Source organism: Plantibacter sp. CFBP 8804 (genome assembly GCF_014841225.1).
Classification (GTDB): domain Bacteria; phylum Actinomycetota; class Actinomycetes; order Actinomycetales; family Microbacteriaceae; genus Plantibacter; species Plantibacter auratus.
On record NZ_JACYTU010000001.1, the window covers coordinates 142,546 to 155,845 of the forward strand.

Annotated in this window: 12 protein-coding genes; 1 reads left to right on the plus strand and 11 read right to left on the minus strand. The window is 69.4% G+C overall.

Annotation, left to right across the window (positions count from 1 at the left end; genetic code table 11):
* Nucleotides 1–5: 5 nt before the first annotated feature.
* From lnt to IFU11_RS00730, 9 genes are all read right to left on the minus strand, one after another.
* Nucleotides 6–1,589 carry an apolipoprotein N-acyltransferase gene (gene lnt, locus IFU11_RS00690; protein WP_371742678.1) on the minus strand — a complete coding sequence of 528 codons (1,584 nt, stop codon included), beginning with the start codon at nt 1,587–1,589 and terminating at the stop codon, nt 6–8.
* Nucleotides 1,586–4,006, minus strand: a complete 2,421-nt coding sequence (locus IFU11_RS00695; protein ID WP_079705988.1) for a DEAD/DEAH box helicase — start codon at nt 4,004–4,006, stop codon at nt 1,586–1,588. The genes lnt and IFU11_RS00695 overlap by 4 nt, the downstream gene beginning before the upstream one ends.
* A complete protein-coding gene (gene tatC, locus IFU11_RS00700) occupies nt 4,003–4,764 on the minus strand; it encodes a twin-arginine translocase subunit TatC (protein WP_071260381.1) in 762 nt (253 codons plus the stop codon). The genes IFU11_RS00695 and tatC overlap by 4 nt, the downstream gene beginning before the upstream one ends.
* A 138-nt stretch (nt 4,765–4,902) precedes the next feature.
* Nucleotides 4,903–5,172, minus strand: a complete 270-nt coding sequence (gene tatA, locus IFU11_RS00705) for a Sec-independent protein translocase subunit TatA (RefSeq protein ID WP_079705987.1) — start codon at nt 5,170–5,172, stop codon at nt 4,903–4,905.
* Between the two features lie 81 nt (nt 5,173–5,253).
* Nucleotides 5,254–6,264, minus strand: coding sequence for a WYL domain-containing protein (locus IFU11_RS00710; RefSeq protein WP_192004881.1), 1,011 nt, complete (start codon nt 6,262–6,264; stop codon nt 5,254–5,256).
* On the minus strand, nt 6,257–7,297 hold the full coding sequence (locus tag IFU11_RS00715) for a helix-turn-helix transcriptional regulator (RefSeq protein WP_192017921.1): 1,041 nt from the start codon (nt 7,295–7,297) through the stop codon (nt 6,257–6,259). Before IFU11_RS00715 ends, IFU11_RS00710 begins: the two co-directional genes overlap by 8 nt.
* Nucleotides 7,298–7,375: 78 nt before the next feature.
* Nucleotides 7,376–8,332, minus strand: coding sequence for an FKBP-type peptidyl-prolyl cis-trans isomerase (locus tag IFU11_RS00720; RefSeq protein ID WP_192017922.1), 957 nt, complete (start codon nt 8,330–8,332; stop codon nt 7,376–7,378).
* A gap of 71 nt (nt 8,333–8,403) precedes the next feature.
* Entirely contained in the window at nt 8,404–9,468 is a 1,065-nt protein-coding gene (locus IFU11_RS00725; RefSeq protein ID WP_192017923.1) for a tRNA (adenine-N1)-methyltransferase, read from the minus strand.
* Nucleotides 9,465–10,169 carry an HAD family hydrolase gene (locus IFU11_RS00730; RefSeq protein WP_274499963.1) on the minus strand — a complete coding sequence of 235 codons (705 nt, stop codon included), beginning with the start codon at nt 10,167–10,169 and terminating at the stop codon, nt 9,465–9,467. The genes IFU11_RS00725 and IFU11_RS00730 overlap by 4 nt, the downstream gene beginning before the upstream one ends.
* An 81-nt stretch (nt 10,170–10,250) precedes the next feature.
* Between IFU11_RS00730 and IFU11_RS00735 the strand changes: the two genes are divergently transcribed.
* Complete coding sequence (locus tag IFU11_RS00735) at nt 10,251–11,177, plus strand: PAC2 family protein (RefSeq protein ID WP_064296958.1); 927 nt, start codon at nt 10,251–10,253, stop codon at nt 11,175–11,177.
* Between the two features lie 46 nt (nt 11,178–11,223).
* Here the strand turns inward: IFU11_RS00735 and mshC are convergent, their stop codons facing one another.
* Complete coding sequence (gene mshC / locus IFU11_RS00740; RefSeq protein WP_192017924.1) at nt 11,224–12,462, minus strand: cysteine--1-D-myo-inosityl 2-amino-2-deoxy-alpha-D-glucopyranoside ligase; 1,239 nt, start codon at nt 12,460–12,462, stop codon at nt 11,224–11,226.
* The gene (locus IFU11_RS00745; protein ID WP_079705981.1) at nt 12,459–13,283 is read right to left on the minus strand and encodes an undecaprenyl-diphosphate phosphatase; all 825 of its coding nucleotides are present in this window, start codon (nt 13,281–13,283) and stop codon (nt 12,459–12,461) included. The genes mshC and IFU11_RS00745 overlap by 4 nt, the downstream gene beginning before the upstream one ends.
* Nucleotides 13,284–13,300 lie beyond the last annotated feature (17 nt).

The following is a 13,300-nucleotide window of genomic DNA, read 5'->3' on the forward strand; positions in this document are numbered from 1 at the left end:
GATCGTCATGTCCGGGGCCGGTTCGGGACGCGCCGGGGCCTGCCAGCGAAACCGGCGAGGACCAGCGAGGCGAGTCCCATGCCACCGATGAACATCTCGAGCTGGTGACCGAAGGCCATCGACGGCGTGACCGTGTCCGTCAGCGGCACCTCGGAGACCATCGAGCCGGGGCGGAAGGCCGGGATGCTGTCGATCGTCGAGCCGTCGGGCCCGATGATCTGGCTGGTCCCCACCGTGGAGATGTTCACCACGGACCGAGCCGATTCGATCGCCCGGAGCCGTGCGATCGCCAGCTGCTGTTGATTCTCGTCCGTCTGCCCGAAGTCCGCGTTGTTGGTCTGGGCGAACACGATCCGCGCGCCGCCCGCCACCGCGTCGCGGGTGAGCTGGTCGTCGGCGATGTCGAAGCAGATGCTGATCCCTGCGAGCACGCCGTCGATGTCGAAGACGTTGTCCTTCGTGCCCGGGGTGTACTCGCGCTGGATGAGGCCGATGAGGTCGGGTGCGAACGGCTCCCAGAACTTCCGGTCCGGGACGTATTCACCGAACGGGACCGGGTGCTTCTTGTCGTAGACGTCGCGGACGCCATCCGAGGCGTCCCAGAGGAGTGACGAGTTGTAGTAGCGGTCGCCGCGTTGGGAGATCGCACCGACGACGAACGGTGCGTCCATGCGACGGCTCAACGCGTCGAGGGCTGCAGCCGATTGAGGAACCCGCTGCGGGTCGAGGTCTGCGCTGCCCTCGGGCCAGACCACGACGTCGACGTCCGCGTCGAGCACCTGCAGCGTCTCGTCGATCTGGGTCTGCATGACGGTGCCGGGTGCTGCGGCGTCGAAGTAGCCGGCGGGGCCGTTGCCCTGGATGGCAGCCACCCGCATGCTCCCGGTCGTCGCCGTCGGCCATGCCGGCACGACGAGCACCGCGATGACCGCGAGGACCGCGGTCCCGACCCTGCTGACCGTCGGGAGCTCGGCGGTCGCCGCGAGCTGCAGGGCGAGTGCCACGAGCAGCACCATGAGGAACGACAGCCCCGAGAACCCGACCCAGGCGACGAGCGGTGCGAACGGGCTCTCGGACTGGCTGAGCGCCATCCTCGCCCACGGGAATCCGCCGTAGGGCCAGGTGCTCACGAGCGTCTCGCGGGCGGTCCACAGGGCGGCGACGACCGCGGCGGTCAACCAGACGTGTCCCCCGATTCCGGGGAAGGCACGCGGCACCCAGCGGTACGCCAGGGTGATGAGCACGGCTCCGAGCGCGAAGAAGATGGCCTCGAGCGTCGACAGTGCCGCCCACGGGACGGGACCCAGGTAGGCGGTCGCCCACTCGATGTGGATCAGGTAGAACGACTCCCCCGCCAGGAAGCCGACGAGGAGTGCACCGCCGATGCTGCGCCCCATGAGGGTGAGGAGGACGAGGGCGATGCCGACGAACGTCAGGGGCCAGACCCCGCGGTCCGGGAAGCCGGCGTCGAGGACCGGGCCGGCGGCGATGGCCACGACGGCCGCGAGCCAGAGCGGGAGCGGCGGACGACGGTCGACCAGCGCGTCGACCGGTCGGAGCCGGCCGCTCCGATGATGCAGGGACCTCACAGCGAGCTGTACGCGACGATGCCGCGTCGGATCGAGTCCAGCGCCTCACGCGAATGACGACCCACCGGTCCGTCGACGACGCGGAGCTGATCGAGCAGGTCGATGGTCTGCTTGCACCACCGTACGAAGTCGCCGGCGGCGAGTTCCGCCTCGATGAGCACGGTGTCGAGGTTCGCACCCTTGGCCCACTGGTGCATCGCGAGGGAGAGGCCGGTCGAGATCGGGTTGCTCCCCGGGAGGCGGTGCTCCCGCTCGCTGTCGTCGAGCCGGCTCCAGAGGTCCTGCGTCCGTTCGAGCGCGGAGCGGAACGGGCCGCGGGGCAGGAAACGCTCCGGAGTGTTCTGCTCCTCACGCCGTGGTTCGTACACGATCGCGGCGGCCATCGCCGCGAGGGATGCGGCATCGAGGTCGTTCCAGGCACCGGTTCGCAGGCATTCCGCCACGAGGAGGTCCCGTTCTCCGTAGATGCGCTTCAAGGTGCGTCCGGGAGCCGCGACGACGACCGCGCCGTGCTCGTCGCGTGCCAGGTACTCGTACTCGAGCAGCACGTCGACGACCCGGTCGAACACGCGCGCGACCGCGCCCGTCCGCGTCTGGATCTGCTGCCGCAGCTGGTCGGTCTGCTTCTTGAGCTTGAACCATCGTTCCGCCCAGCGAGCGTGGTCCTCGCGGTGCGGGCAGACGTGGCAGGCATGAGCCCGCATCCGCTTGCGGAGTTCGGCGAGCTTGCGTTGGCGACGGTCCTTCGACGCGCGCGAGCCGTTCGGTTCGCCCTTGCGTTCGAGGTCCGTGAGCTCACGGCGAATGCCCGCGTACTCGACGAAGTTCCCGAGGTGGCAGGCCATGGACTTCTCGTAGCCGGCGAGCGACGACTCCTGCTCGCGTACCTTCCGGGCGATCCCGACGACGGCTCGGTCCGCCTGGAACTGCGCGAAGGACGACTCGAGGATCTGACGGGTGCGTTGACGGCCGAACTGGTCGATCAGGTTGACCGCCATGTTGTAGGTCGGGCGGAAGCTGGAGTTGAGCGGGTAGGTGCGTCGGGAGGCCAGCGAGGCGACGGACTGCGGGTGCAGCCCCTCGGTCCACTGGATCACGGCGTGGCCCTCGACGTCGATGCCGCGGCGTCCGGCACGCCCGGTGATCTGGGTGTACTCCCCCGGGGTGATCGGGACGCGTGCCTCACCGTTGAACTTCTCGAGCTTCTCGAGGACGACCGTCCTGGCCGGCATGTTGATGCCGAGCGCGAGGGTCTCGGTCGCGAAGACGACCTTCACGAGCTTCCGCCGGAAGAGCTCCTCGACGACCTCCTTGAACGCCGGCAGGAGACCGGCGTGGTGGGCGGCGACGCCCCGCTCCAGACCGTCGAGCCACTCCCAGTAGCCGAGGACGGCGAGGTCCTCGTCGAGCAGGGTCCGGCAGTGCTCGTCGACGATCTGGCGGATCTCGTCGCGTTCGTGCGCCTCGGTCAGCCTGATGCCGGAACGGAGGACCTGCTTGACGGCCTGGTCGCACCCGACACGGCTGAAGACGAAGAAGATCGCAGGGAGCAGGTGGTGGTCGTCGAGCATCTGGACGAAATGCCCACGGTCGAGCTTCTCGGCCCGATGCGGGGCTCGGCGCTGGTTGTAGCGGCTGACGTCCTTGTATTGACGGCTGTTCGGCGCACGGCCGCCGAACTGCGCCATGCGGACGAGCTCCGGGTTGACCTGATGGGTGTCGGCGAGGCTCGGCGCGGCGAACAGGTCGATGAGTTTGTTGCGCATCAGCACGTGCTGGGTGAGGGGCACCGGGCGCTCCTCGGACACGATCACGGCGGTGTCGCCGCGGACGGCCTGCAGCCAGTCACCGAACTCTTCGGCATTCGACACGGTCGCGCTCAGCGACACCATCCGGACGGCCTGCGGGAGGTGGATGATGACCTCCTCCCACACCGCTCCGCGGAACCGGTCCGCCAGGTAGTGCACCTCGTCCATGATCACGAAGGCGAGGTCGGTCAGCGCGTCGGAGTCCGCGTACAGCATGTTGCGGAGGACCTCGGTCGTCATGACGACGATGCGGGCGTTGCCGTTCACGTTCGTGTCGCCCGTGAGCAGGCCGACGTGCTCGGACCCGTACTCGGCGGTGAGCTCCTGGAACTTCTGGTTGCTGAGCGCCTTCATCGGCGTGGTGTAAAAGACCTTGCCGCGGTCGCCGTGCATGGCCAGCGCGATCGCGAACTCGGCGACGATGGTCTTGCCGGCACCCGTCGGTGCTGCGACGAGGACACTGCTGCCGTTCTCGATCCGCTCGCACGCCTCGAGTTGGAACGCGTCGAGGTCGAAACGCTGCCTCGCGCGGAACTCCTGGAGCCTCGGTGTCGCGTTCCGGACCGCTGCTGCCCGATACCGCTCGGCAGGGGAAGCGGTGTCGCTCATGCGAGCCCCGCGCTACCGAGTTCGGCGTCGATGCGTCGCTGCCGCTTGGCCGCACTGCGGTCGTGGAGGACGGCGACGCCGTAGGCCGCGAAGTACAACAGGACCATCGGGATCGCCAGGACGAACATCGACACGATGTCGGCGGCAGGCGTGGCGATGGCCGTGAAGAGCACGATGACGAGGATCGCGACCCGCCACGCCTTGATGATCGCCGCTGCGGAGAGCACGCCGACGAAGTTCAACAGGACGAGGAACACGGGCAGGACGAAGGCGACACCGACCGCGAGCACCAGCTTCAGGACGAAGTCGTAATAGGTGGTGGCGTCGAGGAAGTTGGCCGCCGCCGTCGGGGTGAAGCCGAGCATGAGCTCGACGATGTGCGGCAACACGAACCAGCCCGCGTAGCAGCCCGCGAGGAACAGCGGCACGGCGGTCGCGAAGAACCCGATCGCGTACTTCAGCTCCTTGCGCGTCAGGCCGGGCACGAGGAACGCCCAGATCTGGTAGAGCCACACCGGGCTGGACAGGACGACGCCGGCGGTGAGGGCGATCTTCATCCGCAGGTCGAACGCGCTCGTGACGTTGGTGAAGTTCAGGAACGCCTGCCCGCGATCGTCGGCGATGACGAGGATGGGGGCGCTCATCGCCTCGATGATCCACTCGGAGGCGATGAAACCCGCGACCATGCCGACGATGATGCCGATGGCGGAGTAGAACAGCCGCTTCCGCAACTCGACGAGGTGCTCGCCGAGCGACATCCGCCCTTCGCGGTTCTGTTTCTTGGGACGCTTCTCGGTCAGGGCCACGGCGACATCGTCCGTTCCTGAGCAGCGTGTTCGAGGCGCACTCGTCGGGGGCCAGGTGCTGGCGTCATCGGGCTCGGGTGGTCCTCAGGGTTACGGCTTGACCGGCGGGTCGGTCGGCTTCTGCGGGGCCGTCGCGGCCGGAGTCGGGTCGGCGGGCGTCGTACTCGCGGGCGGAACCGTGCCCGTCGCGTCGGGCGAGGCGGGCTCGTCGTCGCGCATGCTCTTGACCTCGCTCTTGAAGATCCGCATCGACTGGCCGACGCTGCGGGCGAGACCCGGGAGCTTCGGTGCTCCGAACAGCAGCAGGACGATGAGGAGGATGATGACGAGGTGCCACCCGGTGAATGCGTTGCCGAACATAGTCTTCGTTCCTGATCTTCGAGGTCGAGGTCCACTCACTCTACCCTGCATCTCCCGCTCTGCTGCCGGGAGTCTCGGGAGTCAGCTCGCGGATGTCGTGCGGTACTGCGCGAGACCGGCGGCCGCCCAATCGGCGACCGCGTCGCGCGCGTCCGCCGGGCCGAGCACGGTGATGAGCCCGGGGTGTGCGGCGACCAGTCGTTTGAGGCCGTGATGGTGCGCGAGGCGTAGGGTCGCGGTCACCTCGGCGTCGCTGTCCTCGCGGGCTGCGGAGCTGCCTGGCGCGCTGTCGACGGCGACCACGTAGTCGTCGATGAGCGGCAGGACCGAGCGTCGGACGAGCACGGTGACATTGCGGTCGGAGTCGCTCGGCTCGAACAACGCGGTCGGGACGACGACGTCCGCTTCGCGGAACACGACCTCGGCGTCGGTCTCCCGCAGCTCGGTCATCCGATCGAGACGGAAGCGACGCGTCGCCTCGCGCAGGTGGCACCACCCGTAGAGATACCAGTCCTGATCCTGGGACTCGAGACGCAGCGGGTCCACCAGTCTCGCCTCGGTCGCCCCACTCGCGTCGACGTAGTCGAACGCGACGCTGTGGCCGGCGGCCAGAGCCGACCGGATGATGCCGACCGCGTGTGCTGAGTAGGACTCGGTGACCGCGAGCTGGCCTGGTGCGGACGACGCCCCGCGGGCGAGCTTCGCCATCACGCCGCCGATGACGTCGCTGTCGACGAACTCGGGAAGGCGCTGGAGCGACTGCAAGCCGGCGATGAGGGCCGAGGCCTCGCGGGCTGAGAAGCGAGGACTGTCGTCGAGGGCGACCCGGTGGGTGAGGACGATCTCGTCGTCCTCCTCGAAGCTGCCCCAGTCGATGTCGAAGAGGTCGCCGGCGAGGTACTGCCGGGTGTCGCCCGGCACGCCGGACACCGTCAAGAGCTCGACCGCTTCTCGGATCTGGCGCGGGGACAGACCGAAGTGCCGCGCGGCCTCGTCGACCGTGACCCGCTCGCGGTCGATGAGGTACGGCACGAGCGAGAGCAGGAAGATCAGCTTGTCCTGGGCGCGGGGCGCCGCCGGTCGCTTAGCCACGGGCGGTCTCCTCGGGGCGGGGTGCGTCGTCGGTCGCGCGGTGGCGGGCGACGACCAGCTCGAGTCTGGACGCCACGGCCTCGACGAGCGCCGGAGGGTCGAGGACGACGACCTCCGGGCCGAACCCGGCGAGCTCGTCGGCGAGGATGTGGTGGTCGAGGTACGGGATGGTGAGTTCCGTGCGCTCCGTGTCGCTGACGCCGTAGCGGTTGCCGAGGCGGGCCGCGGCGTCGGTCCCGGGCCGGACACGGACGAGGGCGCGTTGCGACGAGGACACGCGGCGCAGGCCGTCGATCGCGTCGGCGGCGTGGTCGCGGTCGTCGGCGGGGAACGACTCCCCCGTCGGCTTGACCGGACCGACGATCCGCGACAGGAGGAACGTCCGGGGCTCGTCCACCGTCCGGTCGGTCGCGTAGAGGTGCCAGCGACCCTCGTGCTGGACGAGCGCCAAGGGTGCGACGGTGCGGACGCGTGGCCGCGCCTCGCCGGGCTTCAGGTAGGGGAAGGCGACCACGGACCGACGTTCGAGCGCCGCGTCGAGCGGTTCGAACGAGGCCTCCCGGGTGCGGAGTCTCGGCGCGTATCCGATGATCGGTTCGTCGGGCTCGATGCCGAGCGACCGCAACTTCGTCATCGCGCGCTGCGACTGGCCGGAGAGCGACCCCTCACGCCACACGGTGGCTGCGAGCGACAGCAGCGACAGCTCGGCCGGGGTGAACCGGACGTCGGTGGGGAGCTCGTAGGCGCCTTTCGGGATCCGATAGCGCATCGACTGGTTGTTGCCGGGTTCACCCGGCTGCTCGATCGTCTCGAGCGGGACGCCCAGTTCGCGGATGTTGTCCTTGTCGCGCTCGAACTGTCGCTCGAGGCTGGCGTTGCCACCGCCACTCGAATACTGCTGGCGGTACCCCTGGACGGTCGACAGGATCTCGTTCTTCGTCAGGCCGGTCTGCGTGGCGAGGAGAGCGAGCACGAGGCTGAACAGTCGCTCCTCCACCGGGACCGGCTTCGGGGACTCGCGGGCTGAGGACACCGGTCCAGTCTACCGACGGACAGCCCGTCCCCCACCCGCGACGCGGGCGTGGGACGGGCCGTATCCGAGGCGTGTCGGTTACTGCGCCGCGCGCTGCGTGCCGAGCACGTCGATGACGAACACGAGCGTGGCGCCGGCCGGGACGCTGCCCGAACCCTGCTCGCCGTAGCCATCCTTCGGCGCCACCACGAGGATGATCTGCGAGCCGACCTGCTGGCCGACGACCGCGTCGTTGAAGGCCTTGATCATCTGACCGCCGTCGGCCTGGAAGACGAGGGGCTGGCCCTTCTCCCAGCTGCTGTCGAAGACGCTCTTCTGATCCCACAGCACGCCGGTGTAGTTGACGATGACCTGGTCGCCGGCCTTGACCGTGGCACCGTCGCCGACGCGGGACAGGGTGTGCTTCGTCTCGGTCGGTGCTGGGGCCGCCGGGATGGTGATGCCGGGCTGACCACTCGGAGCGGTCACGACGGAGGGGAACCCTGACGGGATCGGGCGCTCGGCACCGTCGGCCTTGGGCAGCGCCGCACCCTGGATGTCGGCGACGAGGATGATCGCGTCGTCCTTCTTGATGCCGTTCGCCTCGCTGCCACCGCTCGGGCCGAACGCGTCCTCGGGTGAGATCGCCGCGACGACACGGGATCCGACCGTCGTGCAGGCGAACGCCTTCGCGAAGCCGGGGAGGCTTCCGGACAGGGCGATGAGGGTGCTCGCGGGCCCGTTGAAGTCCGTCTGCTGCAGGACGTCGCCCGTGCGTCCGTTGAGGAGCATCAGGTTGAGGTTGACGGTGCCGTCGGCCGAGACCTGCTGACCGTCGCCCTGGATCACGACCTGGCGCTCCGTCGTCTTCGTGTACAGCGGCTTCGGGAGCTCCACCTTCGGGGTGGCGCCGAAGTCACCCGACACGCTGATGAGCTTCGTCGCGTCGCCGGCGGACGCCGCGGTGTCGCACGAGGACGAGCCCGGCGCGGTGCACCCGGTGAGGGAGACGAGCAGGAGGCCTGCTGCGGCGATGAGAGCTGGTGCAGTGCGCACGGATCCTCGTTTCGGTGGTACGGGTGGGACGGCAGGTCGCCGTCGCACAGTTTAGTCGACGTGGACCGGGGTCAACGATCGTCGCCGAGAGGCGGCTCAGCGGCGGACGGTTCGATCGACTCGTCGGGCCCCGCATTCTCGCCGTCGAGGCCCCGCGCCCGGGAGAGCTCGGCGCTCGCCCCGGCGCTCCTGGCGCGCTTCCGCAGGATCTTCGCGCTCGCGGAGCGTTCCCCGAGGGCGCCCGGCGTCCACAGCTCGACGTCCTCGGCGCTGAAGTCGCTCTTCGAGGCGCGTCGCTTCAGCTCGGGCAGGACCGTACCGGGCGCGAGCTTCCGTGCGGTGATGAGGAAGCCCGTGTGTCCGATCATCCGGTGGTCCGGTCGCACGGCGAGCCCCTCGACGTGCCACCCGCGCATCATCGTCTCGTTCGACTGCGGGTTCGTGAAGCCGCCCGTCCCTCGGATCGCCTCGGCGACCCGGGACAGCTGGGTGACGGTGGCGACGTAGCAGAGGATCACGCCGCCGGGCTTCAGCGCCTCCCAGGCGACGTCGAGGCACTCCCACGGTGCGAGCATGTCGAGCACCACGCGGTCGACGGATTCGGCGGGCATCGTGTCGGGCAGGGTCTCCTGGAGGTCGCCGACCGTGACCGACCAGTTCTGCGGGTCGTAGCCGAAGAAGGTCGCGACGTTGCCGCGGGCGACGTCGGCGAACTCGTCCCGACGCTCGAAGGAGGCCAACCTGCCCGACGGTCCGATGGCCCGGAGGAGCCAGAGGGAGAGCGCGCCGGAACCGACACCGGCCTCGACGACCGTCGCGCCGGGGAAGATGTCCGCCTGGCCGATGATCTCGGCCGCGTCCTTCGGGTAGATGATGGCGGCACCGCGAGGCATCGACATCACGAAGTCGACCAGCAGCGGCCGGAGTGCGAGGTGCTCGATGCCCTCGGTGTTGGCGACGACGCTGCCGTCCGGCAGGCCGATGATCGTGGTGTGCTCGATCATCCCGCGGTGGGTGTGGAAGACCTTACCGGCCTCCAGCGTGATGGTGTTCTTCCGCCCCTTCGGTCCGGTCAGCTGGACGCGGTCGCCCTCGCGGAAGGGCCCGCTGTTCGCCGGCTGGTGGTTCGCGCTCATCGCTGTGCTGCCTCTGTCTCGGGGTGGTGGGTGGAGCCGCTCGCGGTCGAGCGCAGCTCGGCGAGGTCGGCGACGGAGCGCCCGGCGAGGGTGTCCCAGGTGGTGTGGTGCGGGCCCTCGGGGATCGGCACGATGTGCGGGACCGACACGGCGATGGTCCCAGCCGCGAGCGCGGACGCGAGACCGGTGGCGGAGTCCTCGATCGCGATGCACTCGCGCGGGTCGACACCGAGTGCCTCGGCGGCCCTCAGGTAGGGGTCCGGGTGGGGCTTGGGCTGCTCGACCTCGTCGCCGGCGACGATGAGGTCGAACGCGTCGAACGGGATGCCGCTCGCGATGTCCTCGGCCATGGACCGGATCGACATGGTGACGAGTGCGGTCGGCACGCCGGCCTCCCGGAGCTCGTGGAGCAGCTCCTGGGCGCCGGGACGGAACGGGACGCCGCGTTCCTGGATGAGGCGCCGCACGTGGTCCGTGAGGTGGGCGACGATCGTGTCCGCGTCCAGCGCGACCCCGCGGCCTTGGAGCACTGCGGCCGAGTCCCAGAGGCCGTTCCCGACGAGCAGGAGGCCGTCCTCATGGGTCCAGGTGCCACCGTGGGCCGCGACCAGCTCGGTCTCGGCCTCCATCCAGTAGGGCTCGGTGTCGACGACGGTGCCGTCCATGTCCCAGAGGACTGCGGCAGGGAGGAGAGTGGTCACGGGGTGCCATGCTACCGGGTGGTGAAGCGCCTATCCTGGATGGATGGTCGCGGAAGGTCCCCGTGCACCGAGGAGTGAGACGTGACGGAAGACACCAAGGAGCCGCTGGGCGGTCGCCTGCTCGTCGTGGCGTTCGAGGGTTGGAACGATGCCGGCGAGGCGGCGAGCGGCGCGGTGCGCGTGCTTCGCGACTCGCTCGCCCTCCGCCCGCTGCTCGAGATCGACCCGGAGCCCTACTACGACTACCAGTTCAACCGGCCGACGGTCGGCGTCGACGAGGACGGCAAACGGTCCCTGACCTGGCCCGGTACCACGATCTCGGGGCCCGACCCCGAAGCGGCGAAGCCTGCGACCCCCCTGGCGGAGGACGCCGCGCTCCGGGTCAGCGAGGGCGGCGGCGACAACGTCTACGTGTTGCTCGGTGCCGAGCCCTCACGCGGCTGGAAGGCATTCGTCGACGAGATCCTCGCCGTGATCACCGAGCAGCGCATCACCGGCATGGTGATGCTCGGTGCGATGCTCGCCGACGTGCCGCATACGCGACCCATCTCGGTCTTCGCGTCGAGCGAGAACGCGGAGTTGCGGCAGGCCCTGCAGCTCGAGCGCAGCACCTACGAGGGGCCGGTCGGCATCCTCAGTGTGCTGGCCGACGCCGCCGAGCGGCAGGGCGTCCAGAGTCTGTCGGTCTGGGCCTCGGTCCCCCACTACGTGCACAGCGCGCCCTCCCCGAAAGCCGTCCTGGCGCTGATCGACAAGCTCGAGGAGCTCATCGACGTCGTCATCCCCCGCGGAGCCCTCGTCGAGGAGTCCGGCGAGTGGCAGAGCGGGATCGACACGCTCGCCGCCGAAGACGAGGACATGGCCGCCTACATCCAGCAGCTGGAGCAGGCGCGCGACACCGTCGAGTCGCCCGAGGCGAGCGGCGAGGCCATCGCCAAGGAGTTCGAGCGGTACCTCCGTCGGGACGAGGGCAAGGGCGACGAGCCCTGGCGGAAGGACCGCGAGTAACCCGGTCCCTTCGCTGTCGCGCGACTCCGGTGAGCCGCCGTCCTGCTCAGCGAACGCCGAGGAGCGCGTCGACGGCCGACCGCGCGAGGTCGGCGTCGTCGACGCCGGTCGTCGCTGCGGCGTCGACGAGTGCGATGGCACCAGGGGTGTCGAGGTCGTCCGCCAGTCGGACCCGCATCGCCTGCAGCAGCTCGACGGCGGACGCTCCACTCGCGGCGTCCGTCGCGAAGGCCGAACGCCAGGTCCCGAGCCGACGATCGGCCAGGACGAGGTGCTCGTCGTGCCACTCCCAGTCGTTGCGGTAGTGGTTCGCGAGGATCGCGAGTCGGATGGCCGAGGGGTCTGCTCCGTCGGCGGCCAAGCGTGAGACGAGGACGAGGTTGCCGAGGGACTTCGACATCTTCGTGCCCTCGTAGGCGACCATGCCGGCGTGGCTGAACACCTTGGCGAGCGGGCGACCGGACAGCGCTGCGGCGTGCCCGGCACTCAGATCGTGGTGCGGGAAGACGAGGTCGGAGCCGCCACCCTGGACCGTGAAGTCGGATCCGAGGTGCTGGAGGGCGATGACCGAGCACTCGATGTGCCAACCGGGGCGTCCTTGGCCGACGGGTGACTCCCAGCTCGGCTCGCCGTCGCGCGCCGCCCGCCAGAGCAGTGGATCGAAGGCGTCGCGTTTCCCGGCGCGGTCGGGGTCTCCCCCGCGCTCGGCGAAGAACGCGGCCATCGTCGCCTCGTCGAGCCCGCTCTCCGCACCGAGGTGCCAGACGTCGTCGGCCGCGGCGCGCACGTCGAAGTAGACGTCGTCTCCGGCGGCACTGTCCGGGGTGGCGACCGTGTAGGCGACACCGCGCTCGATGAGTAGCGCGACGGCGTCGGCGATCGGTCCGATGACCTCGGTGACCGCGACGTAGTCCTCGGGGGGAAGGATGCTGAGGCGTTCCATGTCGCTCCGGAAGAGTTCGACCTGGCTCGCTGCGAGTTCGACCCAGTCGACGCCGGTCGCGGTGGCCCGCTCGAGCAGCGGGTCGTCCACATCGGTGACGTTCTGGGCGTAGTGCACCTCGTAGCCGGCGTCCAGCCAGACGCGCTGCAGGGTGTCGTAGGCGAGGTAGCTCGACGCGTGGCCGAGGTGGGTCGCGTCGTACGGCGTGATGCCGCAGACGTACAACCGCGCCGTGCGTTCGGCGGAGGCCTCGATGAGCCCGGCGCTCGGGGTGTCCCAGAGACACGGGGCCGTGCCGGAGCCGGGCAGCTGCGGGACGACCGGGGCGGACCAGGCCCTCACGCGTTGATCACGCCCGTGCCGAGCAGCACCAGCAGGACGACGCCGAGCACGATGCGATAGACGACGAAGGGCAAGAAGCTGCGCTTCGAGATGTAGCTCATGAAGAAGGCGATGACCGCGAGGCCGACGACGAAGGCGATGACGGTGGCCACGAGCGTCTCGACCGGTCCGTACGGGCTCGGCTCGCCGATGCTCTTGAAGACCTGGTAGAAGCCGCTGCCGAACACCGCGGGGATCGCGAGCAGGAAGGCGTACCGCGCCGCAGCACGGCGCTCGTAGCCCATGAACAGTCCCGCCGTGATCGTGCCACCGGAGCGGGAGACACCGGGGATGAGGGCGAGGGCCTGGGCGCCTCCGAAGATCGCGCCGTCGCGGTAGGTCAGGCTCTTCAGTCGTCGCTTCTTCGCTCCGACGGCGTCGGCGACACCGAGCAGGATGCCGAACACGATGAGCATGATCGCGACGATCCACAGTGAGCGGAAGGTCGTCTCGATCTCGTCCTGGAACAACAGGCCGAGCACGACGATGGGGACGCTGCCGATGATGATCAGCCACCCCATCCGGGCGTCGGCGTCATCCCTCGGGATCTTGCCGACGAGGGCCTTGCACCAGGAGGAGATGATGCGGACGATGTCGCGCCAGAAGAACACCACGACGGCGGCCTCGGTACCGATCTGGGTGATCGCGGTGAACGCCGCGCCAGGGTCCTTCGCCCCCGGGAGGAACTCGCCGAGGATGCGCAGGTGTGCGCTCGACGAGATCGGCAGGAACTCGGTGAGTCCCTGGACGAGTCCGAGGATGATGGCGTTGATGAGGTCCACAGGGCACCTTTCTGCAG